Source organism: Pseudomonas leptonychotis (genome assembly GCF_004920405.1).
GTDB classification, from domain to species: Bacteria; Pseudomonadota; Gammaproteobacteria; order Pseudomonadales; family Pseudomonadaceae; genus Aquipseudomonas; species Aquipseudomonas leptonychotis.
Genome location: NZ_RFLV01000006.1, coordinates 113,580 through 136,734 on the forward strand (window position 1 = coordinate 113,580; position 23,155 = coordinate 136,734).

At 57.7% G+C, this 23,155-nt stretch carries 24 protein-coding genes; 1 reads left to right on the forward strand and 23 read right to left on the reverse strand.

Annotation, left to right across the window (positions count from 1 at the left end):
* Nucleotides 1–59 precede the first annotated feature (59 nt).
* From flhF to putP, 22 genes are all read right to left on the reverse strand, one after another.
* Nucleotides 60–1,358 carry a flagellar biosynthesis GTPase FlhF gene (gene flhF, locus D8779_RS19700; RefSeq protein ID WP_136666309.1) on the reverse strand — a complete coding sequence of 433 codons (1,299 nt, stop codon included), beginning with the start codon at nucleotides 1,356–1,358 and terminating at the stop codon, nucleotides 60–62.
* A 15-nt stretch (nucleotides 1,359–1,373) separates the two neighbouring features.
* Nucleotides 1,374–3,497 carry a flagellar biosynthesis protein FlhA gene (gene flhA, locus D8779_RS19705; protein ID WP_136666385.1) on the reverse strand — a complete coding sequence of 708 codons (2,124 nt, stop codon included), beginning with the start codon at nucleotides 3,495–3,497 and terminating at the stop codon, nucleotides 1,374–1,376.
* A 132-nt stretch (nucleotides 3,498–3,629) separates the two neighbouring features.
* Nucleotides 3,630–4,766 (reverse strand): flagellar biosynthesis protein FlhB, encoded by a 1,137-nt coding sequence (gene flhB / locus D8779_RS19710; RefSeq protein WP_136666310.1) that lies wholly within the window; start codon nucleotides 4,764–4,766, stop codon nucleotides 3,630–3,632.
* Between the two features lie 3 nt (nucleotides 4,767–4,769).
* On the reverse strand, nucleotides 4,770–5,546 hold the full coding sequence (fliR, locus tag D8779_RS19715) for a flagellar biosynthetic protein FliR (protein ID WP_136666311.1): 777 nt from the start codon (nucleotides 5,544–5,546) through the stop codon (nucleotides 4,770–4,772).
* 1 nt (nucleotide 5,547) lies between these two features.
* Nucleotides 5,548–5,817 carry a flagellar biosynthesis protein FliQ gene (fliQ, locus tag D8779_RS19720; protein ID WP_136666312.1) on the reverse strand — a complete coding sequence of 90 codons (270 nt, stop codon included), beginning with the start codon at nucleotides 5,815–5,817 and terminating at the stop codon, nucleotides 5,548–5,550.
* A gap of 2 nt (nucleotides 5,818–5,819) precedes the next feature.
* The gene (fliP, locus tag D8779_RS19725) at nucleotides 5,820–6,605 is read right to left on the reverse strand and encodes a flagellar type III secretion system pore protein FliP (protein WP_136666313.1); all 786 of its coding nucleotides are present in this window, start codon (nucleotides 6,603–6,605) and stop codon (nucleotides 5,820–5,822) included.
* Entirely contained in the window at nucleotides 6,605–7,036 is a 432-nt protein-coding gene (gene fliO / locus D8779_RS19730) for a flagellar biosynthetic protein FliO (RefSeq protein WP_136666314.1), read from the reverse strand. Before fliO ends, fliP begins: the two co-directional genes overlap by 1 nt.
* Nucleotides 7,037–7,038: 2 nt before the next feature.
* A complete protein-coding gene (gene fliN, locus D8779_RS19735) occupies nucleotides 7,039–7,524 on the reverse strand; it encodes a flagellar motor switch protein FliN (protein WP_136666315.1) in 486 nt (161 codons plus the stop codon).
* Between the two features lie 32 nt (nucleotides 7,525–7,556).
* Nucleotides 7,557–8,528 (reverse strand): flagellar motor switch protein FliM, encoded by a 972-nt coding sequence (gene fliM, locus D8779_RS19740; RefSeq protein WP_136666316.1) that lies wholly within the window; start codon nucleotides 8,526–8,528, stop codon nucleotides 7,557–7,559.
* 13 nt (nucleotides 8,529–8,541) lie between these two features.
* Entirely contained in the window at nucleotides 8,542–9,069 is a 528-nt protein-coding gene (gene fliL / locus D8779_RS19745) for a flagellar basal body-associated protein FliL (protein WP_136666317.1), read from the reverse strand.
* A gap of 458 nt (nucleotides 9,070–9,527) precedes the next feature.
* A complete protein-coding gene (locus D8779_RS19750) occupies nucleotides 9,528–10,799 on the reverse strand; it encodes a flagellar hook-length control protein FliK (protein WP_136666318.1) in 1,272 nt (423 codons plus the stop codon).
* 115 nt (nucleotides 10,800–10,914) lie between these two features.
* Complete coding sequence (locus D8779_RS19755) at nucleotides 10,915–11,268, reverse strand: Hpt domain-containing protein (RefSeq protein ID WP_136666319.1); 354 nt, start codon at nucleotides 11,266–11,268, stop codon at nucleotides 10,915–10,917.
* A 29-nt stretch (nucleotides 11,269–11,297) separates the two neighbouring features.
* Nucleotides 11,298–12,992: a fused response regulator/phosphatase gene (locus tag D8779_RS19760; protein WP_136666320.1), complete on the reverse strand. Its 1,695-nt coding sequence runs from the start codon at nucleotides 12,990–12,992 to the stop codon at nucleotides 11,298–11,300.
* Nucleotides 12,993–13,006: 14 nt separating this feature from the next.
* Nucleotides 13,007–13,312, reverse strand: a complete 306-nt coding sequence (locus D8779_RS19765) for an STAS domain-containing protein (RefSeq protein ID WP_136666321.1) — start codon at nucleotides 13,310–13,312, stop codon at nucleotides 13,007–13,009.
* A gap of 157 nt (nucleotides 13,313–13,469) precedes the next feature.
* Nucleotides 13,470–13,922: a flagellar export protein FliJ gene (gene fliJ, locus D8779_RS19770; RefSeq protein ID WP_136666322.1), complete on the reverse strand. Its 453-nt coding sequence runs from the start codon at nucleotides 13,920–13,922 to the stop codon at nucleotides 13,470–13,472.
* Nucleotides 13,923–13,925: 3 nt separating this feature from the next.
* Entirely contained in the window at nucleotides 13,926–15,287 is a 1,362-nt protein-coding gene (gene fliI, locus D8779_RS19775) for a flagellar protein export ATPase FliI (RefSeq protein ID WP_136666323.1), read from the reverse strand.
* On the reverse strand, nucleotides 15,277–16,092 hold the full coding sequence (gene fliH, locus D8779_RS19780) for a flagellar assembly protein FliH (RefSeq protein WP_136666324.1): 816 nt from the start codon (nucleotides 16,090–16,092) through the stop codon (nucleotides 15,277–15,279). The genes fliI and fliH overlap by 11 nt, the downstream gene beginning before the upstream one ends.
* A gap of 25 nt (nucleotides 16,093–16,117) precedes the next feature.
* Entirely contained in the window at nucleotides 16,118–17,134 is a 1,017-nt protein-coding gene (fliG, locus tag D8779_RS19785; protein ID WP_136666325.1) for a flagellar motor switch protein FliG, read from the reverse strand.
* Entirely contained in the window at nucleotides 17,127–18,920 is a 1,794-nt protein-coding gene (gene fliF / locus D8779_RS19790; RefSeq protein ID WP_136666326.1) for a flagellar basal-body MS-ring/collar protein FliF, read from the reverse strand. The genes fliG and fliF overlap by 8 nt, the downstream gene beginning before the upstream one ends.
* A gap of 15 nt (nucleotides 18,921–18,935) precedes the next feature.
* Complete coding sequence (gene fliE / locus D8779_RS19795) at nucleotides 18,936–19,265, reverse strand: flagellar hook-basal body complex protein FliE (protein WP_136666327.1); 330 nt, start codon at nucleotides 19,263–19,265, stop codon at nucleotides 18,936–18,938.
* Between the two features lie 111 nt (nucleotides 19,266–19,376).
* Nucleotides 19,377–19,595, reverse strand: a complete 219-nt coding sequence (locus D8779_RS19800; RefSeq protein ID WP_167492605.1) for a VF530 family protein — start codon at nucleotides 19,593–19,595, stop codon at nucleotides 19,377–19,379.
* A gap of 241 nt (nucleotides 19,596–19,836) precedes the next feature.
* Nucleotides 19,837–21,330, reverse strand: coding sequence for a sodium/proline symporter PutP (gene putP / locus D8779_RS19805; protein ID WP_136666329.1), 1,494 nt, complete (start codon nucleotides 21,328–21,330; stop codon nucleotides 19,837–19,839).
* 437 nt (nucleotides 21,331–21,767) lie between these two features.
* Here putP and D8779_RS19810 point away from each other — a divergent pair, with 437 nt between their 5' ends.
* A complete protein-coding gene (locus D8779_RS19810) occupies nucleotides 21,768–22,625 on the forward strand; it encodes an HDOD domain-containing protein (protein WP_136666330.1) in 858 nt (285 codons plus the stop codon).
* Nucleotides 22,626–22,731: 106 nt separating this feature from the next.
* Here D8779_RS19810 and D8779_RS19815 read toward each other — a convergent pair whose 3' ends face one another.
* On the reverse strand, nucleotides 22,732–23,154 hold the full coding sequence (locus tag D8779_RS19815) for a group I truncated hemoglobin (RefSeq protein WP_136666331.1): 423 nt from the start codon (nucleotides 23,152–23,154) through the stop codon (nucleotides 22,732–22,734).
* Nucleotide 23,155: the final 1 nt, after the last annotated feature.

Here is a 23,155-nt window from a genome sequence, read left to right on the forward strand (position 1 = left end):
AACTTCGACTGGAGCCACTTAGCCGGCTAAGTACGGTTCAAATGCCAACGCCCTGGCGCTTAACTGACGCGTCGTGTGGGTTGCTGGTATAGGCCGGCAAACATCTCCGCCATCGTATCCTCGCTTGGATCTTGGGTCGCCTGCAGCCCTACGGCTCGGCTGACCAGCTGATGGCTGCGTGGAATCTGCAGATCATCAGGAATACGTGGCCCATCAGCGAGATAGGCTACCGGTAGACGCTGGCTAATAGCCAGTCCTAAAACCTCACCCAGGCTGGTGGCTTCATCTGCCTTGGTGACGATACAGCCCACCAAGCCGCAGCGCTTATAACTATGGTAGGCGGCTTTCAGCACTTGACCCTGACTGGTGGCCGCCATGACCAGATAATTTTTTGCGTTGACGCCACGACTGGCCAGCGTTTCCAGCTGCATGCGCAGGGCTGGGTCATTGGCAGGTAAGCCCGCGGTGTCAATCAACACTACACGCTTACGCGCCAGCGGAGCCAAAGCCTGAGTGAGTGACTGCCCAGGATCGACCAGGGTTACCGGGACATTAAGAATGCGCCCCAGGGTTTTGAGTTGCTCCTGGGCGCCGATTCGGTAACTGTCCAAGCTGATAAGAGCGATATGCTGCGCGCCGTACTTGAGTACATAGCGTGCGGCCAGCTTGGCCAGCGTGGTGGTCTTGCCCATACCTGCCGGGCCGACCAAGGCGATTACGCCGCCCTCTTCCATCGGTTCCTGCTTCGGTGTCTTGATCGCATGGGCCAAATGTGCCAACAGCATGCGCCAGGCCTGACGCGGCTCAGCAATATTGGCGACACGCTCAAGTAGCGCTTTGGACAGCTCGGCCGACAAGCCCATCCGCTGCAGGCGGCGCCATAGATTGGCTTGCTGCGGACGGCGGCTCTGCAGCTGGCCCCAGGCAATCGAGCCCAGCTGCACTTCAATCAACTCGCGCAGACCATGCAGTTCAAAGCGCATGGCATCTAGGGCGCCTTGATCACTGCCAGCAGAGGGCGTGCGCGCTGGACGCAGAGCATCAGCCAGGCTATCGGTTGGCATGCTTGCAGCCGCGCCAAACAGCTGGCGGTCTTTGCCGGCATCGAGCTGAGTGCGCGTGGTTAGCTCAGCCTGAGCCGTGGCAATTTTCGCTTGGGTCTTGCGCAACTCGGCTTCCAGCGCAGGATTGGGTTGACGAGCGGGCGCGGCGGGCACCTGATAATCCAGCGCGGCAGTCAACTCGACACCACCGGCAACCCGGCGATTGCCGATGATCGAGGCATCGGCACCCAGCTCATCACGTACCAACTTCATGGCAGTGCGCATATCGGCGGCGAAAAAGCGTTTGACCTGCATGGCCTGTAACCTCGGTTAGTTCTGCCCCACCGTCGCAACGATGGTGACTTGCTTGTTATCCGGAATTTCCTGGTATGCCAGTACATGGATACTCGGAACCGCCAGCCGCGCGAATCGCGAGAGCATCGCCCGGACCGGACCGGCCACCAGCAGAATCACTGGCTTGCCGAGCATCTCCTGGCGCTGCGCCGCTTCCACCAGGGAACGCTGCAGCTTCTCAGCCATGCCCGGCTCCAGGAGGATGCCCTCCTCGGAGCCTTGACCGGCCTTCTGAATACTATTGAGCAATATCTGTTCCAACCTGGGCTCCAGGGTGATCACAGGCAGCTCCAGCTCTAGTCCCACAATGCTCTGCACGATTGCACGGGCCAACGCGACCCGCACCACTGCCACCATCGCGGCGGGATCTTGACTCTTCACTGCGACATTGGCGATGGCTTCGGCGATGGTGCGGATATCACGCACCGGCACCTGCTCTTGCAGCAGGCTCTGTAGCACCTTGAGCAGGGTCGACAGAGAAATCATGCCCGGCACCAGCTCCTCGGCCAACTTGGGCGAGCTCTTGGCCAGCAACTGCGTCAACTGCTGCACTTCCTCATGCCCGAGCAGCTCGTGGGCATGCTTGTGCAACACTTGGTTGAGGTGGGTGGCGACCACGGTGCTGGCATCCACCACGGTGTAGCCCAGAGACTGCGCCTGATCGCGCTGGCTCGGGTCGATCCACACCGCCTCCAGACCAAATGCCGGGTCTTTGGCGGCGATACCGTTGAGCGGACCGAACACCTGCCCCGGATTGATCGCCAGCTCGCGGTCCGGATGCACTTCAGCCTCAGCCACGCTGACGCCCATTAGAGTCAAGCGATAGGCATTGGGCTGCAAGTCGAGGTTGTCGCGAATATGCACCGAGGGCATGAGAAACCCCATTTCCTGAGAGAGCTTCTTGCGCACGCCCTTGATCCGCGCCAGCAACTGCCCACCTTGGTTACGGTCGACCAACGGTATCAGCCGATAGCCCACTTCTAGGCCGACCATATCCACTGGGGTCACGTCGTCCCAACCCAGCTCCTTGACCTCCTGAGCCTTCTGCGATGGCAGCAAGTCCTGCTGACGCTGCACTTCTTTGATCTCACTCTCTTTCGTCGTGCGCTGCTTATTGGCGATCCAATAAGCAGCGCCCGCCGCTACCAGCCCCAGGCTGATAAAGGAAAAATGTGGCATGCCCGGCACCAGCCCCATGGCGATCATCACGGACGCCGTCACGGCCAACGCACGCGGCGAGGCGAACATCTGCCGGTTGACCTGCGCGCCCATGTCTTCAGAGCTGGAAACCCGGGTGACCATGATCGCCGCCGCAGTCGACAGCAACAGCGAAGGAATTTGCGCCACCAGACCATCACCAATGGTCAGCAGGGTATAGATACGCCCGGCGTCGGCAAAACTCAGGTCATGCTGGAAGATCCCGATGGCGATGCCGCCGATCAGGTTGATAAACAGAATCAGCAGGCCGGCAATCGCATCGCCGCGCACAAATTTGCTAGCACCGTCCATGGAACCGTAGAAATCCGCCTCCTGAGACACTTCGGAGCGGCGCTTCTTCGCTTCAACCTGATCGATCAAACCGGCATTGAGGTCAGCATCAATCGCCATCTGCTTACCCGGCATGGCATCCAGGGTAAAGCGCGCGCTGACTTCGGAGATACGCCCAGCACCCTTGGTGACCACCACGAAGTTGATGATCATCAAAATGGCGAACACCACGATACCGACCACGTAGTTACCGCCGATCACCACCTCACCGAAGGCCTGGATCACTTTACCCGCGGCATCATGGCCATCCTGACCATTGAGCAGCACCACCCGCGTCGAGGCGACGTTGAGCGCCAGACGCAGCAAGGTTGCTGCCAGCAGAATGGTCGGGAATACCGCAAAATCCAGTGGACGCAAGGCGTAGATCGCCACCAGCAACACCACGATCGACAGGGCAATACTGAAGGTGAACAGCACATCGAGGAGAAACGGCGGAATCGGCAGCATGACCATGCCGAGCATGACCAGCAGCATCAGCGGGATGCCCAGATTCCCCTGCTTTAACCCCGACAGGTTGCTGCGCACATCACCGATCATTTGTGAGCGATCTATTGCCACACCACTACCCCAGCCAATTCAATCTTTTGACGCCGAGCGCGCCTTTGGGAGGGTTTTGCAAGAAGCTGTCCAACTTGCTCAGGGCGCCGCAACCCGCGGCCCAGGTCGCACTCACACTCGCCGCAATCAGTCGTCGCGACGTAAATCCGGCGGTATTGGCACATCCGGTAGCGGCCCGGGACGCTTGCCCTTACCCGCCTGGTATTGGCGCAACTGATAGACGTAAGCCAGCACTTGGGCGATGGCCAGATACAGCCCTGCCGGGATTTCCTGATCAAGCTCAGTGGAATAGAACACCGCCCGCGCCAGCGCTGGCGATTCCAGCACCATGACTTTGTGCTCGTTGGCGATTTCGCGAATTTTCAAGGCAGTGAAGTCACCCCCTTTGGCCAACAGCACCGGAGCATTGCCCTTGGCTGGATCGTACTTTAAGGCCACGGCAAAGTGCGTCGGGTTGGTGATCACCACATCGGCGTCCGGCACCGACTGCATCATGCGGCGCTCCGCCATGTCACGTTGCAACTGGCGAATACGCTGCTTAACCTCCGGCTTACCCTCGCTGTCCTTGTACTCGTCGCGTACTTCCTGCTTGGTCATCATCAGCTTCTGTTTGCTGCTCCAGAGCTGAAAGGGCACATCCACGGCGGCGATCAGAATCAACCCGCACGACATCCATAACGCGCTCCACCCCACCACTGTCGCCGAGTGCAAGATGGCCGACTCGAGCGGCTCATGCACAATCGCCAACAAGTCATCCTGCCAGGCCGACAACACGGTGACCCCCACCAGCAGAATCAAGGTGAATTTAGCCAAGGCTTTAAGCAGCTCGACCAGCGCCTGCACGGAAAACATCCGCTTGAGCCCCGCCAATGGGTTCATCCGGCTGGCCTTAGGGGCCATGGCCTCAGCAGAAAACAGCCAGCCCCCAAGAGAAATCGGCCCCAGGATGGATGCAATCAACAGCAGCATAAACAATGGAAACAGCGCCTCCAGGGCAATCTCCCCGGAAGCAGCCAACCACAGCCCCATGCTGCGCTCATCCATGACCACGTCACGTGGCAGAGAAAAATTGCCACGCATGATGTCCAGCATGGCATTGCCCATGCTGCCGCCAAACGCCAGTAGACCGCCGAAACCGCCCAGGGTAACCGCTAGGGTGTTGAGCTCTTTAGAGCGGGCAATCTGACCCTTCTCACGCGACTCACGCACCCGTTTGTCTGTGGGTTCCTCGCTTTTATCGGCACCGCTCTCGGATTCGGCCACGAATTAGCTCGCTCTCGCCATTTCACGAAGAAACTCTAAGGCCTCAGTGGCGAATACCTGGTACTGCGCCAAGATGTCGGCCATGCCGATCCAGACAATCACCAGGCCCAATACCAACGTCAATGGAAAGCCAATGGAGAAGATATTCAGCTGCGGCGCAGCGCGGGTCATTACCCCGAACGCCAGGTTGACCACCAACAGCGCGGTAACTGCCGGCAACACCAGAAGTAAGGCAGCACCCAGCACCCAGCTCAATTTATTGGCAATCTCCCAGTAGTTTTCCACCAGAAAACCACCACCGACCGGCAGCGTGAAGAAGCTTTCGGCGAGCACTTCGAACACCACCAAATGGGCATTCATGGCCAGAAATAGCAGGGTCACCAAGATCATAAACACCTGACCGATGACCGGCACCGAAATACCATTGGCCGGGTCGACCATCGAGGCAAAACCCAAGCCCATCTGCATGGCCACAATCTGCCCCGCAATCGCAAATACCTGAAACAGCAGTTGCAAGACAAAACCCAGCATCACACCGATCAAGATCTCCTGAGCGATCCAGATAAAGGCCTGCAGATTGATTGCATCAACGACCGGCATTGGCGGCAAAGTCGGCATAATCGCCAAGCAGATGGCCAGAGATAGGTACAGACGCACCCGCGCTGACACCAGCTGGGTGCCGATGATCGGCATAAACATCAACATTGCGGCAATGCGAAACAGCGGCAGCAAAAAGCTGCCCACCCAAGCACCGATCTGCTCGTTGCTTAGCTCGAGCATGTCAGCCGATCAGCATCGGAATGTTCATAATCAGGTTCTCGGTGTATTCCATCAGCTGACGCACCAGCCAGGGCCCAGCAAATATCAGCACCAGAAGAATAACCAGTAGCCTGGGCAGAAAACTCAGGGTCTGCTCGTTAATCTGCGTTGCGGCCTGAAACATCGCCACCAACAAACCAACGATCAGGCTCGGCACAACCAGAATCGCTACGATACTGGCGGTCAGCCACAAGGCCCCGCGCACAATATCCACCGCCACTTCGGGAGTCATAGCTAGGTGCCTCCGAAGCTAGCGGCCAAGGTGCCCATGATCAGCGCCCAACCATCGATCAAGACAAACAGCATGATCTTAAATGGCAGGGAAATGATCAGCGGGGAAAGCATCATCATGCCCATAGCCATAAGGATACTGGCCACAACCATGTCGATAATCAGGAACGGGATAAAGATCATAAACCCGATCTGGAAGGCAGTTTTCAGCTCGGAGGTGACAAACGCCGGAACCAGAATGGTCAGCGGCGCATCATCTGGGGTGGCAATGTCGGTGCGCTTGGACAGTCGCACAAACAGTTCCAGATCACTTTCACGGGTCTGTGACAGCATGAAGTTCTTGATTGGCCCTTCGGCCTTGAGAATCGCATCCTGAGCCGTCATTTGCTCGCTCAGGTAAGGCTGCAAAGCCTCGCGATTAATCTGATCAAATACCGGCGCCATGATGAACATGGTCAAAAACAGCGCCAGCCCCACCAGAATTTGATTCGAGGGCGTCTGCTGTAGGCCCAGGGCCTGACGCAAAATCGAGAAGACGATGATGATCCTAGTAAAACTGGTCATTAGCATGACGAACGCGGGAATAAAGCTCAGCGCCGTCATGATCAGCAGAATTTGCAGGCTGACCGAATACTCCTGCTGCCCCTCGGTATCGGTACTCAGGGTAATAGCCGGAATCGACAGAGGGTTGCTGCCCGACTGAATCAAGGTGCTGGCAGTCGGCGGATCTGCGGCGAACGCAAGCGAAGCCCCCAGGCTAAAAATCAGTACCAGCAACAAACGCAGCATCAAGACTTGTCCTTCTGATCCTTGCCCAACAACTCCATCAAGCGCTGGGCGAACTCGGTCGAGGCTGGCTCGGCATCGGCTAAATGCACCGCTTCCTTCATCACGTGCAACGAGGTGATGGTGCCCGGCGTCAGCCCCAGTAACACCTGCTCGCTGCCCACCTGCACCAGCACCAGCCGATCACGTGGCCCCAAGGCCTGGGTAGCCACCACCTTAATCACCTGCCCACCACGCGGCACGATCTGCTGCACACGGCGCATCAGCCATGCCAGCAAAAAGATCAACCCGATCACCAGCAACAAACCCAGCAGCAACTGCACCACTTGCCCGCCCATGCCGGCTCCGGCAAGCGGTACAGCTGTTTGCACCGCAGGCTCGGCGGCAGTAGCCGCCAGGGGTAACGTCAGGCCCAGCAGAAGAATTTTATGCATGGTTAGCGCAGCTTCTTGATGCGTTCACTTGGGCTGATCACGTCGGTCAGGCGAATGCCGAACTTTTCATTCACCACCACCACCTCACCGTGGGCAATCAACGTGCCGTTGACCAACACATCCAGCGGCTCGCCAGCCAGGCGATCCAACTCAACGACCGAGCCTTGATTGAGCTGCAACAGGTTGCGAATGGTGATGTCGGTGCTACCGACCTCCATGGAGATCGACACCGGGATATCCAGGATCACATCCAGGTTCGGCCCGTCCAGGTTAACCGGCAAGTTCATCTTCGGAGCACTGGCGAACTCTTCCATCGGCGCCCGCGGAGCTGCCGGACCAGGATCGCTGGCAGCGAGCATCGCGTCGATATCGTCCTGCCCGGCATCTCCGGACTCAGACAATGCCGCCGCCCACTCATCGGCCAGCGCTTGCTCCTCAGGGGAGGATGCCTCTTCGCCTTCGTCTACATTTTCGTTTTCGTCTGCCATCGTTTTTCCTCGGCTGGCGTTGAATAGGGGAATTAGCGGTTACGCTCAATGGGGCCAAGCACCTGCAAAGCCAGTTTACCTTTGTGCGCACCCACCTTGACCTTGAATGAGGGCACGCCGTTGGCGCACAGGACCACGCTTTCCGGCAGATCCACCGGTATCACATCACCGGGTTGCATATGCAAAATGTCGCGCAGTTTGAGCTGACGACGGGCAACAGTCGCCCCCAGCGGTATGCTGACGCCGAGAATGTCTTCGCGCAGCGCCTTGACCCAGCGCTCGTCCTGATCGTCGACGTCGGACTGGAAACCCGCATCGAGCATCTCGCGAATCGGTTCGATCATCGAATAGGGCATGGTGATGTGCAGGTCGCCGCCACCACCGTCCAGTTCAATATGGAAGGTCGACACCACAATCACTTCACTGGGACTGACGATATTGGCCAGCGCCGGGTTCACTTCCGAGTTTACGTACTCGAAATTGATATCCATCACCGCGTGCCAGGCCTCTTTGAGGTCGATAAAAGCCTGATCCAGCACCATGCGCACCACACGCAGCTCGGTCGGGGTGAATTCACGCCCCTCGATCTTGGCGTGACGGCCATCGCCACCAAAGAAGTTGTCCACCAGTTTGAACACCAGCTTGGCATCGAGGATAAACAATCCCGTGCCGCGCAACGGCTTCATTTTCACCAGATTAAGACTGGTCGGCACGTACAGCGAGTGCACGTACTCACCAAATTTCATCACCTGTACACCACCCACAGCCACATCGGCGGAGCGGCGCAGCAGGTTAAACATGCTGATGCGGGTGTAGCGGGCAAAACGCTCGTTGATCATTTCAAGCGTCGGCATGCGGCCACGGACAATCCGGTCCTGGCTGGTCAGGTCATATTGTTTGACACTTCCCGGTTCGGCTTCGTCCTCGGTTTCAACCAGACCGTCATCGACGCCATGCAGCAGGGCATCGATCTCGTCCTGGGAAAGCAGGTCTTGCACAGCCATATACCGCTCCTGATTACTGCAACACGAGGTTGGTGAACAGCACTTGCTCGATCGTGACCTTGCCGGTTTCTTTCTCGGCCAGTTCCTGCACGCTGGCGGTCGCCTGTTGACGCAGCATTTCCTTGCCTACCGGGGTGATCAGAGACGCAAAATCCTGACCGGAAAACAACATCACTAAGCGATTACGCAACACCGGCATGTGCACTTTGAGCGCATCCAGGGCCGCCTGATCGCGAGTCATCAGGGCCACACTGACCTGCATATAACGGGCACGTCCCTGATGATTGAAATTCACCACGAATGCCGGCGAGAGCTCTTCATAAATAGCCGGCTGCTTGACTGGCACTGCAGGCTCGGCGCTGGCCTCAGCCTTGGCCTCATCGGCACCCGCATCTTTCTTGCCCAGAAAGAACAAGGTGCCCCCCACAGAAAGGCCTACAGCCAGCAACACGGCAATCACGATGATGATGATCAACTTCATTTTGCCAGCGGGTTTTGCCTCGGCATTTTCCGGCGCTTGTGCTGCTTCTTTCTTAGCCATGCCAATAATCCGTCGTTATTCGGAGTTTTATCCGTTTTCAAAGGGTTAAGAGCAAGTGTTATGCCAGTCTATTAACAAGCCTGCTCAATATGGGCGGTTCAACACCTGAAGCGTGTTGAACCAAGGCATCAGGTAAAGCACGCCCTAAACAAAATCGCCCGACTCCCACGCAATGGGAGTCGGGCGAAATGCAGTTTAGATCAGTGGGGCATGCAACTACAGCAGCAAGCGCTTCAGAACCCAATCAAAGCCAGCTGCGCGTCGGCCCTGCTGCGTTAAAAGCAGGCTCGGCAAGCCGCTTTTCGGCTAACGCGCTTCAGCGCGACCCGAAGGGCGAGTGAAACGAGTAGTGCTCATGTACAGTCGTACACTCCGCCCCTCACCTGCTTTGACCAGCCGAAGGCTGTTACTACGTAGCGCCTTGCATGGCTCTAGCTCGCTAGCCTTTGAATGGATTCTTATGCGTAGTAATCAACCAAGCCACGGACACTGCCAGTGTTAGCGCGGGCGGCTTCGACAGCACTCAAGTGCTGCGCCTCATCGCTGCCCAGCACCTCACCAGCGGCATCACCACGACCTCTACCCCCCTCTCCATCTTGCCCTTGCCCCTGCCAACCGCGACTAAGCGACTGATCGGAGACGTTAACGTCCAACAGGTTCATCCCCTGCTGGGCGAACATCTCACGCAGGCGGTGCATCTGTGAGTCCAGCGCCTCACGTACCCCTGCGTGAGGGCTGGCGAAGGTAACCTGGCTCTGTTCCTGATTGACGCTGATACGCACTTCCAGACGTCCCAGCTCGGCAGGATCGAGTTGGATCTCAGCCGATTTTAGGTTCTGGCTGGACATCACCATCACCCGATCGACTACCGCCTCACTCCACCCACCCTGTTGCATAGGTACTGGCTGACCGACCACCACAGGGGCTCTAGCTGACAGCGGGCTTTGTTGGCCGATGGCCTGGCTCAGCGCGCTGAGCTTGCTGACAAAGTTTTCCGGCGTGTTATTGGCCATGCCATCCTTGAGCGCTTCAAGGCTTTTGCCGGTCAGCGCCTCAAGCTGTAATTCCGGCAACTCCAATGCATCGCCTTCTATCGGCACTTCATCCTGCACCAGCTGGCTTGCGAGCATGCTTTGACTAGCGTTTTGTGCCGCCTGGTTAGCCTGAGCCAAAGGCGCAGCAGCTTGCTCTGCCAGCGCTTTTTCCTTGGCGCCCATTTCCAAGGCCATACGCACGGCTGGCAGTTGGTTGAGCGCATCCAGTTCTGCATCGAAGCTGGCTTCAGTCATGCTCGCCGGGCCGGAGCTGGTCAGGTTCCCAGTCGTTACCAACAATGGCGCAGGCTCTGTGTCGAGCGCCAACGCCTCAGCCTCCTCCACTGGCAGCTCGCCGGTTATACCCAGCAACAGCAGTGGATCAAGCACGGCGCCATCAATTGCCGGGTCAGTCGGCAAAGGCTTGCCGCTATCGGCAACCTCGGCCTGTCCGACGGCAGCTTGCGCCTGAGCATCCTGCGGCTCTTCTTTGTCTACCTTGCTGTCACGCGCAGGCTTAGCAGGCGCATCACTGCGTTCTGCAGCCTTGGCCTGACGCTCCCGGGCATACACCTGAGAGAAGCTAGAAGCCTCATTTCTATTAGGCTCAGCGGGTTTCCCCGGTGGTTTTGATGCAGCGGCCCTGGGCTTTATTTCAGGCGCTGACTTGAGCAGCAGATCGGGGGCAACGGACATGGATACTCTCCGCTCGGGGTTGGTCGTGCGGAGAGTTTTGCAAGGTGCGGGCCAACTTTTTGGCAGGCAGGTTAAGCGGGGTGAAATGCAGTAATCAGAGACAGAAGTAGCAAGGCTAGTGTCGATAACGCTGACGCTCGGACTTGAGCAGGATGCGCACAATGGCAAATTCGCGCTCGATCTGCTCGACCAGCTCAGGGGCCTGCTCCAGCTGCTCGCGCCGGCCGGCTTCCTCCAGCTGCTTGCACAGCCCAGCCAGCATCAATGCGCCCATATTGCTGCAACTGCCCTTAAAGCTGTGCGCCGCCAAACGCAGGCTCTGCGCATCGGCAGCCTGCTCAGCCTGGCGCAGCACCAGCACACGTTCTTCGGAGTCGAGCAGGAAGGTATCCAGCAGCACCGGGTATTCATCTTCCATGACGTCCTGCAAAGCCGCCAATACTGCGCTATCAAGGTGAATATCAGACAACTGCGCGCTCTCCTAGCGTTATGCCTGGATTATGCCCCAGGCAACCAGGAAAACTCCACGCGCACCCCCGGTTCGCCGTCGCCCCAACTGCAGCGCTCACTCAATTGCCTGACCAGTGCCAGCCCACGACCGCTCAGGCTATGGGCATCCCGGGGCTGCGCAGGCTGTAACGGCGCCTCGAAGCCCGAACCGCTGTCCTCGACTCGGACGATCAAACGTCCGCCAGTGCCTTCAGGTAGCAATTGCAGATGAAAGCGGACAAACCCATCCGTTAACGTGGCCAGCCGCACGCTACGTTGGCGGTAGTACTCGGAAAATCCCTCGGCATTTGCCTTGAGCGCCGAATCCAGACCTAGCACGCCATGCTCCAGAGCGTTCGAGTACAGCTCGGCTAGCACACTGAACAGGGCCCCACCTTGGGGGCGCAGACCTTTTACCTCCAACAGCAACTGCAGGAGAAACGGTAACGGGTTGAAATGGCGCAGGGTCTCACCGCGAAACTCAAAGCTGGCCGACCAGTCCAGCGAGTGACTCTGCCCATTATCAGCAAAAGCCAGCGGCGGACGGCTTAACTGGCCATCATCGACCATGCGGACCTCAAGCAAGCTGACATCATCCTGCTGCTCGCCGCTGAAGCGGGCTAGGGCCTGCTGAATCTCGGAAAACAACGTGGCTTGCTGCAGGTTGGCGCTGAACACATCCAGCAGACGGCCCTCACCAAATAACTCGCCCTGTTTGTTGCAGGCCTCCAACACGCCATCGGAGAGCATAAAAACCCGGTCACCCAGCGCCAGCGGATAGACCTCGTACTTGTCATTGAACGCAGTAGGTTCCAACACCCCCAGTGGCAAATGCCGCGACACCAACGGCAAGCGCTCGCCATTGCCCCGTAGCAAGTAACCATCCGGCAAGCCGCCATTCCACACTTCAACCACCTGGCGCTGAAAACTGATGTTCAGCACCGCCGCGCAGCAAAACACGCCAACGGGGAGGATGCGCTTGAGCTTGGCGTTAATTTCGCGCAGCACTTCGGCCAAGGAATAGCCCTTGGCCGTCATGCCATAAAACACCTCTGCCAAAGGCATTGCGCCAATTGCCGCTGGCAAGCCATGCCCGGTGAAATCACCCAACAGCACATGCATGCCGCCGGACGGTTTGAACGCAGCCAGCAACAGGTCACCGTTGAACACCGCATAAGGAGATTGCAGATAGCGGATATTAGGCGCATCCAGGCAACCGGAATGGGTCACCTTATCGAATACCGCCTTGGCCACACGCTGCTCAGTAAGCAGGTGTTCGTTGTGCACAGCTATCAGGTCGCGCTGCTGCAACACCGTGTCTTGCAGGCGGCGCAAGCGGTCCATGGCCTTGATTTTGGCTTCGAGAATGACCCGGTTATACGGTTTGGCGAGAAAGTCGTCACCGCCGGCTTCCAGGCAGCGCACCAAGGCTTCGCCTTCAGTCAGCGAGGTGAGGAAGATGATGGGCACCAGCTCCTCACCGGCCACCTGTTTGATCCGCCGCGCAGCTTCGAAGCCGTCCATCAGCGGCATCAGGGCATCCATCAACACCAGTTGCGGACGCTCTTGCTCAAACAGCGCTACCGCCTCAAGACCATTGCTGGCAGTCAGCACCCGGTGCCCCTGACGACTGACAATGGTCGACAGCAGCATACGGTCGGCTGCGTTGTCCTCAGCAATCAGAATGGACAATCGCTCTGACATGGCGCAAGCCTCAATCAGGCGATTTTAAACAACTGCTCGAAGTTCGAGATGGCCAGAATCTTGCGCACATCTGGATTGCAGTTGAGCAGATTGATCTGCGCACTGTCACCGCCGGCGTGATCACGCAGCAACAGCAGCATGCCGAGGGCTGAGCTGTCCAGGTAGGTAGTGTCTTTAAGGTCTACGACGTAGCGTTGCGGGGTTGTGTTGACGCGCTCGTAGGCATTGCGAAATTCCTGATGCGCGCCGAAATCGAAGCGTCCTTGAATCAGAATGGTCAGCTCTTGCCCGTCGGATGAGGGCAGCGAGGTGATAGCCATGAATTACTCCTATATGACGATAAGACCGGACCGCACATTCAGGTGGGCCAGCTGCAAGTTATGCATGATCAAGATGTAGCATCGCAATGCTCAGGCAGCAACTCTTTAGATAATGTGGGTAGACCAATACGCGCATTAAGAAGGTTAGCGCTTAGCTTTAATACGGCGAATCACGCGTCGCCAAGCGCTGCGATAACTCATCGAGAAGCTTCTGCTCGCGCTTGTCCTCCGCTATGCGTGCTTCATCCTGATAGCGCTGGACCAGTTTGCGCAAACCCTCAAGGCGAGCATAGCGCTGCTGCCAGACGTCACGCACTTTAGCCATATTGGCGCTATGCCAATCGACACTGTTGCGTTGCTGGCCGATGGCCGTTTCCAGTTGATTAAGAAAGCGCTGGTAGTTCATCAGCCACTGCCCGGAGACGCCGCGTTGGCCTTCACTGATCCACTGCTGCTGATAATCACCACGATAACGTTCCAGATCGCCAAGCTGCACTTCGGCTTGGCGCAGCAACCCTTGGCAATGGCCTAGCTGCATGGCCGCCTCACGCTCGGCGCGTTCGGCCATAGCGATTACCGGAGCCAGGCGCGCAGCGCGGCTTTGCGCCATGGGTTATGCGCCTGCTGCTGCAGGGTTGAAGGTCGCCGCCAGCTGAGCGCTGCTGCTTTCCAGGCTTTCGTTATCTTGCAGGTTCTGCCGCAGGTACTTGACCATGGCCGGATGACGCGCAATGGCCAGGTCAGTGTCGGCATCACCACCCGGCACATAGGCACCGACGCTGATCAGGTCACGACTTTGCTGATAACGCGACCATAGCTGCTTGAAGCGTTGGGCCAGGCGCATGTGTTCGGCGCTAACCACCTGCGGCATCACCCGGCTGATCGACGCTTCAATGTCGATGGCCGGGTAATGCCCCTCCTCGGCCAGGCGGCGCGACAGCACGATATGGCCGTCGAGCACCCCACGCGCCGCGTCGGCGATCGGGTCTTGCTGGTCATCCCCCTCGCTGAGTACGGTGTAGAAAGCTGTAATCGAACCGCCGCCCTCCTCAGCATTACCAGCACGCTCCACCAGCTTCGGAAGGCGGGCAAAAACTGAGGGTGGATAGCCCTTGGTCGCCGGCGGCTCACCAATGGCCAGGGCAATTTCACGCTGGGCCTGGGCAAAGCGTGTCAGCGAATCCATCAGCAGCAACACGTTTTTGCCCTTATCGCGGAAGTACTCGGCAATTCGCGTGCAATACATGGCCGCACGCAGGCGCATCAGCGGCGCATCATCGGCAGGGGATGCCACCACCACCGAGCGTTTGAGACCCTCGTGACCGAGGATCTCGTCGATAAATTCTTTTACTTCACGGCCCCGCTCTCCGATCAGCCCGACCACGATAATGTCGGCTTCAGTAAACCGCGTCATCATGCCCAGCAGTACCGACTTACCAACCCCTGTACCGGCAAACAGGCCCAGGCGCTGGCCTCGCCCCACGGTCAACAAACCGTTGATTGAGCGGATACCCACATCCAGCGGCTCACTGATCGGATGGCGATTGAGCGGATTGATTGCAGGACCATCCATCGGCACCCAGTCCTCTGCCTTCATCCCGCCTTTGCCGTCGAGGGCGCGACCGGTGCCGTCAAGCACCCGGCCAAGCATCGACATACCCATGGGCAAACGCCCGGTATCCGGCAGCGGCACTACGCGAGCACCTGGGGCGATGCCCGCCAGGCTGCCGACCGGCATCAGGAAGATTTTGCCATTGGAAAAGCCCATCACCTCGGCTTCAACTTGCACGGGGTGATAGCTGTCATCGTTGATCACCAGGCAGCGGCTGCCCAGTGCGGCCCGCAGACCTTCAGCCTCCAGGGTTAGACCCACCATGCGTATCAATCGGCCCTCAACCTGCGGTTGAGTCGGCAGCGTTACGGCCTCGCTGTAATTGGCCAGGCGCTTGGCAAAACTGACCCGATCAAGGCGCATCCGGACTCGCCTGAGGTTCCACCGCAGGGGCGTCAAGATCGGTATGCAGATCGGCTTCAAGAGGGTGTGAAACCTGCTCGCGCTGCTGCTCAAACAACTGCTTGATAGCTTGATTTAAACGGGTTTCCACAGTGGCATCGATGCGGCTGAGCTCGCTTTCTACCCGGCAACCGCCGGGCAACAAGGCTGCATCTTCAAGTATTCGCCAACTCTCCTCGTGACGCTCACGCAAGGCCTTGATCATCTCGAAATCTTGCGGGTTGAGGTGGATGCGGATGTTGCTAGTGCCCATGGGCAATAACTTGAGTGCTTCGCTAAGCACCTGACGAATCTGACTGGAGTCGCTGACCAACTCGCGCTGAATCACCTGGCGCACCATCTGTTCGAGCAAACCGATCATTGCCTCTTCAACCTGCTGATCTTGCTCGGCTATCGGCTCGAACAACTGAGTCATCAGCTGCTCCAGGCCGGCGACCTTAGCGGCCAGGGCCATGTCGGCTTCTTGTTTAGCTTTTAACTGGCCGGCATGGAAACCGTCTTTCTCGCCTGTAGCAAAACCTTCGTTGTAGGCGTCTTGGCGGATCGCCTCCAACTCATCCAGCGTCAAGGGTTTGACGTCTTCCAGGGCTACTTCTTCACTCTCGGCTTGCGCCTGTTCATTCGCCTCAGCGGACTGCTCGGCTATTTGCTCTTCGGTAAGCTCAGGCGCTTCCACTTGCGGGTCGAAACTGGGCAGCGCCCACAGGTCCACACCTTTGAGGTCTTTGGCGCGAATCAGCTCGCTAGGCGGCTCTTTACTGGACATGCGTCAAACCATTACGGGCCATGGGTTAAACCATTTCCTCGCCACCTTTGCCGCCCAGGACAATTTCCCCGGCTTCGGCCATACGCCTGGCGATAGTGAGAATTTCCTTCTGCGCGGTTTCCACGTCGCTGACGCGTACCGGGCCCTTGGCTTCGAGGTCGTCGCGCAGCAGTTCGGCGGCACGTTTGGACATGTTCTTGAAAACTTTCTCTTTGATCGCCTCGTCGGCGCCCTTGAGGGCCAGCACCAGCACGTCAGACGACACCTCGCGCAGCAGCGCCTGAATACCGCGGTCATCCACATCGGCGAGATTGTCGAAGACGAACATCAAGTCCTCAATCTGACTAGAGAGGTCTTCATCGACTTCGCGGATCGAGTCCATCAACTGACCTTCAACCGAGCTGTCGAGGAAGTTCATGATATCGGCGGCACGTTTAACCCCACCCAGCGCGGCACGGGTGGTATTGGAACTGCCGGAAAACTGCTTCTCAAGAATCTGGTTAAGCTCTTTCAGTGCCGCGGGCTGCACGGTGTTGAGCGATGAAACGCGCAATACGATATCCAGACGCACCTTGTGATCAAAGTGGCCGAGCACTTCACCAGCCTGATCAGGATCGAGGTAGGCAACGACGATGGCCTGAATCTGCGGGTGCTCATAGCGGATTACATCCGCCACGGCGCGCGGCTCCATCCATTTCAGGCTGTCCAGACCACTGGTGCTGCCGCCCAGAAGGATGCGGTCAATCAGGTTACCGGCTTTGTCTTCACCCAACGCCTGCGTCAGCATCTTGCGAATATAGCCATCGGCGCCAACACCCAAGCTGGTTTGATCGCCGACGATGTCGACGAACTCGCCCATCACCTGCTCGACCTGCTCGCGCTGGATATTGCGCATACCGGCCATGGCCACGCCAACCCGTTGCACTTCCTTCGGCCCCAGATGGCGCAACACTTGAGCCGCGTCGGTTTCACCCAGCGACAGCAGGAGGATCGCGGCCTTCTCGACTTTATTCAATTTAGTGGCGGTTCGATTTTCACTCATCGGCGTTGATCCACTCTTTTACAACCTGGGCTACGCGGCCCGGGTCTTCCGCGACCAGGCTCTTGATGGCGTTTAGCTGTGCATCATACCCCTCACTCGGGCTCGGCAGGAGGATGCTTTGCGGACCGCCCAAGCTGACCCTGTCCTCGGCCAGGTCACCGCCCAGCGCGCCCATTTCACCTAGTTCAACATCGCCGCCACGGCCGTCGCCTTGGCCTTTACCGCCGGCAGTGATGCTCTTCATAACTGGGCGCAGGACAAACCAGACCAGGATAAAGATCAACAGCGCGGGCATCAGTTGCTTGAGCCCCCCCATAGCCAGCAGGAACAACTCGCTCTGGTACCACGGTAACGCAACAGCCTCTTCGCCCAGCTCGGCGGAGAACGGTGTATTGATCACGCTGACGCTGTCGCCACGACTGGCATCGAAGCCCACCGAGTCCTGCACCAGGCGGGTAAAGCGCGCCAAGTCATCACTGCTCCATGGCACGCGAGTCACATCACCAGTGGCCGCATCGACCTTGGCCTGATCGTCCACCACCACAGCCACCGACAAACGGCGTAGGCGGCCCTGCTGCTGCTTGGTGTAGCTGATCGAACGATCCAATTCGAAGTTGCGGGTGGACTGCTCACGTTTATCCGCCGGATACGGCGCGAGCATGGCCAGACCGGTTACCGGGTCGATAATCTGCTCGCCATTCACATCCAACAACGGTTGGCCAGCCGCCACAGGGCCCGGCACCGCAGCGGCTCCCGCCGCTTGCTGAGGTGCAGCGGCAGCACCAGGCGGTTGGTTACTCAGAGCACCGGGTACACCTTGCGGTGGCAGACTGCTGGTGCGCTGCTCGTTTACCTGTTGTTCGCTGCGCAGCGCCGGTTGGTCCGGGTTGAACATTTCCGAGGTAGATTCCACCGCGCTGAAATCCACATCCGCTGACACTTCGGCTTTGTAACGGCCCGAGCCCAGCACCGGTTGCAGAATGTTGTGTACGCGCTGGGTAAACAGGCTTTCCATGCGCCGGCTGTAGTCAAACTGTTTGCCGGCCATGGTCAGTTCGGACATTTCCTGAATATCCGAGAGCAGATTGCCCTTCTGGTCGACCACGGTGACTTGGGCCTTGTCCATTTCCGGCACGCTGCTGGCCACCAGATTGACGATGGCCATCACCTGACTTGGCTCCAGGCCACGGCCTGAATACAGCTCGACCAACACCGAGGCGCTAGGCTTGCGCTCATCGCGCACAAACACCGAGCTCTTGGGGATGGCCAGGTGCACGCGGGCTGCTTTGACGTTATTCAGGCTGGAGACCGTACGCGCCAGTTCACCTTCCAGGCCACGGCGGTAACGGGTGGCTTCCATAAACTGGCTGGTGCCCAGGCCTTGTTCCTGATCAAGAATCTCAAAGCCAACGCTATTGTCTTTCGGCGAGACACCCGCAGCAGCCAGACGCATACGTGCCCGTGCCAGGTCATCGGACTTGACCAGTAGCGCGCCGGAATTAGGTTCCACGGTGTACTTGATATCGGCAGCGGACAGCGTCTCCATTACCTGGGACGCATCCATGCCATCGAGACTGCCATAAAGAGGCTGGTAGTCCGGCTGCTGCGACCACAGCACCACGGCAAAACCAATTGCCACGCTGGCAGCCAGGCCAACCAGCAAACCAATCTGTCGCAACATCGACATATCGGCGAGGTTTTCTAGGAAGGTCAGGCCGAATAATGGTTTCTTCGGCTCACCACCATTGAGGGTGGCAGGTACGTTTGCAGCGACGGCTTCAGCCATGATTCAGCCCTACCCTTAAACCGGCATCTGCATAATGTCTTGATAAGCCTGAACCAGTTTATTGCGCACCTGGGTCATGGCTTGAAAGGAAACGCTGGCTTTCTGCGACGCGATCATCACGTCCGTCAAATCTACGCCACTGGTGCCCATTTCAAAGGCGGTTGCCAACTTATTTGAGGCTTGCTGGGTTTCGTTGACCTTGCCCACTGCTTGCCCGAGCATCTCGGAAAAGCTCGGTGCGCCAGGCTCAGGCGTGCTGGTGACAGGCTTCTGACGCGCCATGGCGTCGGCCTGCATGGAACGCATTTCCAGCATCAAGCGATTAAATTCAACACCCTGGCTCATCTTTACCTCCACTGGCCGCGGTTTTTTGACGCTTCGCGGCGTTTGCAGAAGTATTGCAACAAGGGTGCCAGATTATTGGGCAGCCATTAAGGCCATTCCACTCGCGGCTAATCAGCCCTTCTGTGATCTGAGGTACAAGGCCTCGACCTTCTCCCGCGCCCAAGGTGTCTTGCGCAGAAAGGTCAGACTGGATTTGACGCTCGGGTCGCTCTTGAAACAGCGGATATCAATATGCTGCGCCAACCCCTCCCAACCGTACTGGCTAACCAGAGCGTTGAGAATGGCCTCAAGGGTGACGCCATGCAGTGGATTCTTGGGTGATTGAGTCATGCAGAACCTGTACGGATAGCCCGATAGAAAAACACCCGCCACCATAGCCAAGCCGGCGGCTAACCGAAAGTGCGAAGACGCTCTCGTGGGTTTATCTACAGGCATAAAAACGGCCCAACACCAAGAGTGTGGGCCGCGAAGTATGATCGAATCGTTTAAACACCGGAGCTGGGCATCAGCAAATAAATCCTAGCTCGGCGACCACACCTACAGACGATCAGCTGCAGGTGCGTTTAGCTCATCAAGAAGCCAGCTTGCGCTCAACCTCGTCGAACTGAGCCACCAAGGCAGCTTCAGGTTCATCAGTCATCAGGCTCACAACGATGATGGCAATGGTTGCCAGGATAAAGCCTGGGATTATCTCGTACAGACCGAACACACCACCCAGACCAGCCAATTGCTTCCAGATCACCACGGTCACGCCACCCAGAACGATACCGGCAAGAGCCCCGTTACGGTTCATACGCTTCCAGTACAGCGACAGCAGGATAGCCGGACCAAAGGCCGCCCCGAAGCCTGCCCATGCGTAGGAAACCAGCCCAAGTACGGTGGTATCCGGGTTCATGGCCAGCACCAAGGCGATGATGGCAATCAGCACTACCGCGCCACGACCCACCCACACCAGCTCAGCATCACCCGCATCTTTCTTGAGGATGGCTTTGTAGAAGTCTTCGGCCAAAGCCGAGGAGCTCACCAGCAACTGCGAATCGGCAGTCGACATGATTGCAGCCAATACAGCGGCCATCAGAATGCCAGCCACTACCGGGTGGAACAGGCTGTTAACCAGCACCATAAATACGGTTTCGGCATCGGCCAGATCAGTTTCCAGATAACCCACCGCGACCCAACCAATGGACAGCGCCGCGAACAGGGTCAAAGCAGTCCAGCTAACGGCAATGCGACGAGCTGTCGGCATGTCTTTGTCATCAGCAATCGCTTTGAAGCGCGCCAGAATATGCGGCTGACCGAAGTAGCCCAAACCCCAGCCCAGCAGGGAAAGAATGGCAATAATGCCCAGCGGCTGACCTTTAACATCATTGAAGAAGGTCAGCATTTCCGGGTTTTTCGCAGCAATCGCCAGGTGAGCGGCTTCAACACCGCCTACCGCGTTAAGGGCGAACACCGGCACCAGCACCAACGCTGCAGCCATCAGCAAGCCTTGCACCACGTCAGTCCAAGCCACTGCCAGAAAACCACCGAACAGCGTGTAGGACACCACGGCAACAGTGCCGACCACGACTGCAATCTGGTAGTTGAAGCCGAATACGGTTTCAAACAGCTTGCCTGCAGCCACCAGACCGGAGCTTGCATAGAACAGGAAGAACAGCAAAATGAAGATCGCCGACACCACACGCAGAGCACGGGATTTGTCGTTGAAGCGATTTTCGAAGTAGGACGGCATGGTGACCGAGTCGTTCGCAGTGTGCGAGTAAACGCGCAGACGACGCGCCACAAACAACCAATTGAGCCAAGTACCCGCCAATAGGCCGATAGCGATCCAGGTGGCTTCAAAGCCTGCAACCAAGGCATAGCCTGGCAGACCCAGCAGCAGCCAGCCGCTCATGTCGGAAGCGCCAGCTGAAAGCGCAGCGGTGGTTGGGCCAATGGAGCGGCCGCCGAGGATGTAGTCGGATAGATTGCTGGTACGTTTGTAGGCAACCAAGCCCAACCACAGCATCAGTATTAGGTAGACCACGAAGGTCACCCCTACAACAAAAACGTTCTGCTCGTTCATATTGTTGTTCTCGTGTTGGCACGGCTCAGACCGTGATTCTAATTTTAAGCGGCCACTGTAACGACCACTGTATTGAAACCACCAACCAGACGCACGCGAGCCAGTGGCAGCAAAACCTCAGCAAACACATTAGGAGCGCATCCTTATGTGACTGCTGTTTTGTATTGGTTTTAGCGCAAATATGTAGATACAACCAAGGTAACCCGGTCAAAACCTGCACACCACGCAAATCGAGCACGAAATTTAGTGGCATAGGCATGACTGCTTCTTACAAAAAGCTCTGGAGTTTTTGCAAAAACCTCCAAGCCAGGAACTTCCTGTAAACACCTGTTTGAAGCACAAAGCCGTAGCGCTCAATCATCACGGCCATCCATCGGCGTTATACCAAACGGGTAACGGCCATCTAGACTGCCCTTATTAGAGGCTGGAGGTGTACGTTGCCGAGCGAAACATCCGATTACTCAATCTACCGGCGTGTTGTCTCGCAATTGATGCAGGGCGAAGAGCAATTACCCAGCCTGCCAACCATTACCTTGGATATCCGTCGCGCCTTGGGCGACCCCAATGTATCGCTCAGTGCCTTGGTACGCCTTATCAGCCGCGATCCGGCACTCAGTGCCTTGCTGATAAAACACGCTTCCAGCGCGCTATATCGCCACACCGCTGCGCCTAAAACTCTGCTGGAAGTGATCAGCCGGCTCGGTCTGGCCGACGTTGACCGGATTACCATGGTGCATAGCATCAAGAGTCTTTTCACCCTGCACAGTCCCGGCCATAAACGACTGTTTGTCGAGACCTGGAGGCGCTTAGCGATCAAGGCCAGTACCAGCGCCGTGCTGGCCCGCTTACTTAGCAATGTCACCGCTGAGCATGCCCTGTTGGCCAGCCTGCTCAGTGAAGTGGGCACCCTGGCCGTACTCTCGGCGTTCCGCAGTGAGAACGTCACGCCCTCCAGCGAGCTGTATTACAAGCTGTGCCAGGAATACAGCAAATCGCTGAGCATTATCGTGTTGAAAAAATGGTCGGTGCATAACGACTATATCGAAATCGTTCGTGACTCCGGCAACTGGCAACGCAGCCCTGGGCATAGCCTGCAATTGCTCGATCTGGTCAACTTGGCGCTCTACCATGCCATCAAGGAATACAGCCCAGCTGCTGAGTTACCGCCACTGCAAGATCTGGCGGTCTACCAGAAGCTGATGCCACCGCAGGACTTTATTGGTGAGAACGGCGAACTCAGCCTGGTGATCAGTCACCGCGCCGACATCCTGGCAATTGCCCAGACGTTGCGTTGAACCCGTGCGATCCATGAGCGCTGTTCGCTGCACAGCCCCTTTCGGGTCGCACTAAAACGCGATGATCGCAGCGCGCTGCCGACGCTCAGCCGAGCAAAAAGAGCCTCTACCGATCAATTATTTGCGCACGCATGGGCGCAAGCCGCGCCAGCAGTCGGTTCTGCGCGGGCATATTGACGCCTTGGGCGCTCATCGCATCCTGCAGGTTCTCCACCAAGGCATTGAAATCACTCGGTGTAAGGTGTTGGCCCTTGTGGCTTTCTTCCATGCTGTCGCCGGTGTAACTGCATGGGCCGCCGGCTTCGACGCAGATCTGCTCCACCAGCTTGTCGCGCAGGCGCACGATGTCGATGTTCTCAAAGTGCCGAACGATGCGTGGGTCCGCGGCTATATTCAGCAACATGCCTTCGACAATGCGGGTAATCCCAGCCTGCTCACCGAGCTCATGATAGAGACTGGCGTCTTTCGGTGGCTGCTGGGCACAAGCAGCCACCATTAGGACAACGACTATCAGCAACAGGGTACGCATG

Excerpts from the sequence above, each read along its gene's own strand:
- D8779_RS19765 (WP_136666321.1), bottom strand. The coding sequence starts at position 13,312 with ATGGCTATCACCTCGCTGCCCTCATCCGACGGGCAAGAGCTGACCATT.
- fliQ (WP_136666312.1), bottom strand. The coding sequence starts at position 5,817 with ATGACTCCCGAAGTGGCGGTGGATATTGTGCGCGGGGCCTTGTGGCTG.
- putP (WP_136666329.1), bottom strand. The coding sequence starts at position 21,330 with ATGAACGAGCAGAACGTTTTTGTTGTAGGGGTGACCTTCGTGGTCTAC.
- fliJ (WP_136666322.1), bottom strand. The coding sequence starts at position 13,922 with ATGGCGCAAAGCCGCGCTGCGCGCCTGGCTCCGGTAATCGCTATGGCC.
- D8779_RS19760 (WP_136666320.1), bottom strand. The coding sequence starts at position 12,992 with ATGTCAGAGCGATTGTCCATTCTGATTGCTGAGGACAACGCAGCCGAC.
- fliR (WP_136666311.1), bottom strand. The coding sequence starts at position 5,546 with ATGCTCGAGCTAAGCAACGAGCAGATCGGTGCTTGGGTGGGCAGCTTT.
- D8779_RS19800 (WP_167492605.1), bottom strand. The coding sequence starts at position 19,595 with ATGACTCAATCACCCAAGAATCCACTGCATGGCGTCACCCTTGAGGCC.
- fliG (WP_136666325.1), bottom strand. The coding sequence starts at position 17,134 with ATGAGTGAAAATCGAACCGCCACTAAATTGAATAAAGTCGAGAAGGCC.
- fliF (WP_136666326.1), bottom strand. The coding sequence starts at position 18,920 with ATGGCTGAAGCCGTCGCTGCAAACGTACCTGCCACCCTCAATGGTGGT.
- D8779_RS19815 (WP_136666331.1), bottom strand. The coding sequence starts at position 23,154 with ATGCGTACCCTGTTGCTGATAGTCGTTGTCCTAATGGTGGCTGCTTGT.
- fliO (WP_136666314.1), bottom strand. The coding sequence starts at position 7,036 with ATGCATAAAATTCTTCTGCTGGGCCTGACGTTACCCCTGGCGGCTACT.
- fliE (WP_136666327.1), bottom strand. The coding sequence starts at position 19,265 with ATGAGCCAGGGTGTTGAATTTAATCGCTTGATGCTGGAAATGCGTTCC.
- fliP (WP_136666313.1), bottom strand. The coding sequence starts at position 6,605 with ATGCTGCGTTTGTTGCTGGTACTGATTTTTAGCCTGGGGGCTTCGCTT.
- fliI (WP_136666323.1), bottom strand. The coding sequence starts at position 15,287 with ATGCGCCTTGATCGGGTCAGTTTTGCCAAGCGCCTGGCCAATTACAGC.
- flhF (WP_136666309.1), bottom strand. The coding sequence starts at position 1,358 with ATGCAGGTCAAACGCTTTTTCGCCGCCGATATGCGCACTGCCATGAAG.
- fliH (WP_136666324.1), bottom strand. The coding sequence starts at position 16,092 with ATGTCCAGTAAAGAGCCGCCTAGCGAGCTGATTCGCGCCAAAGACCTC.
- fliN (WP_136666315.1), bottom strand. The coding sequence starts at position 7,524 with ATGGCAGACGAAAACGAAAATGTAGACGAAGGCGAAGAGGCATCCTCC.
- D8779_RS19750 (WP_136666318.1), bottom strand. The coding sequence starts at position 10,799 with ATGTCCGTTGCCCCCGATCTGCTGCTCAAGTCAGCGCCTGAAATAAAG.
- fliM (WP_136666316.1), bottom strand. The coding sequence starts at position 8,528 with ATGGCTGTGCAAGACCTGCTTTCCCAGGACGAGATCGATGCCCTGCTG.
- fliL (WP_136666317.1), bottom strand. The coding sequence starts at position 9,069 with ATGGCTAAGAAAGAAGCAGCACAAGCGCCGGAAAATGCCGAGGCAAAA.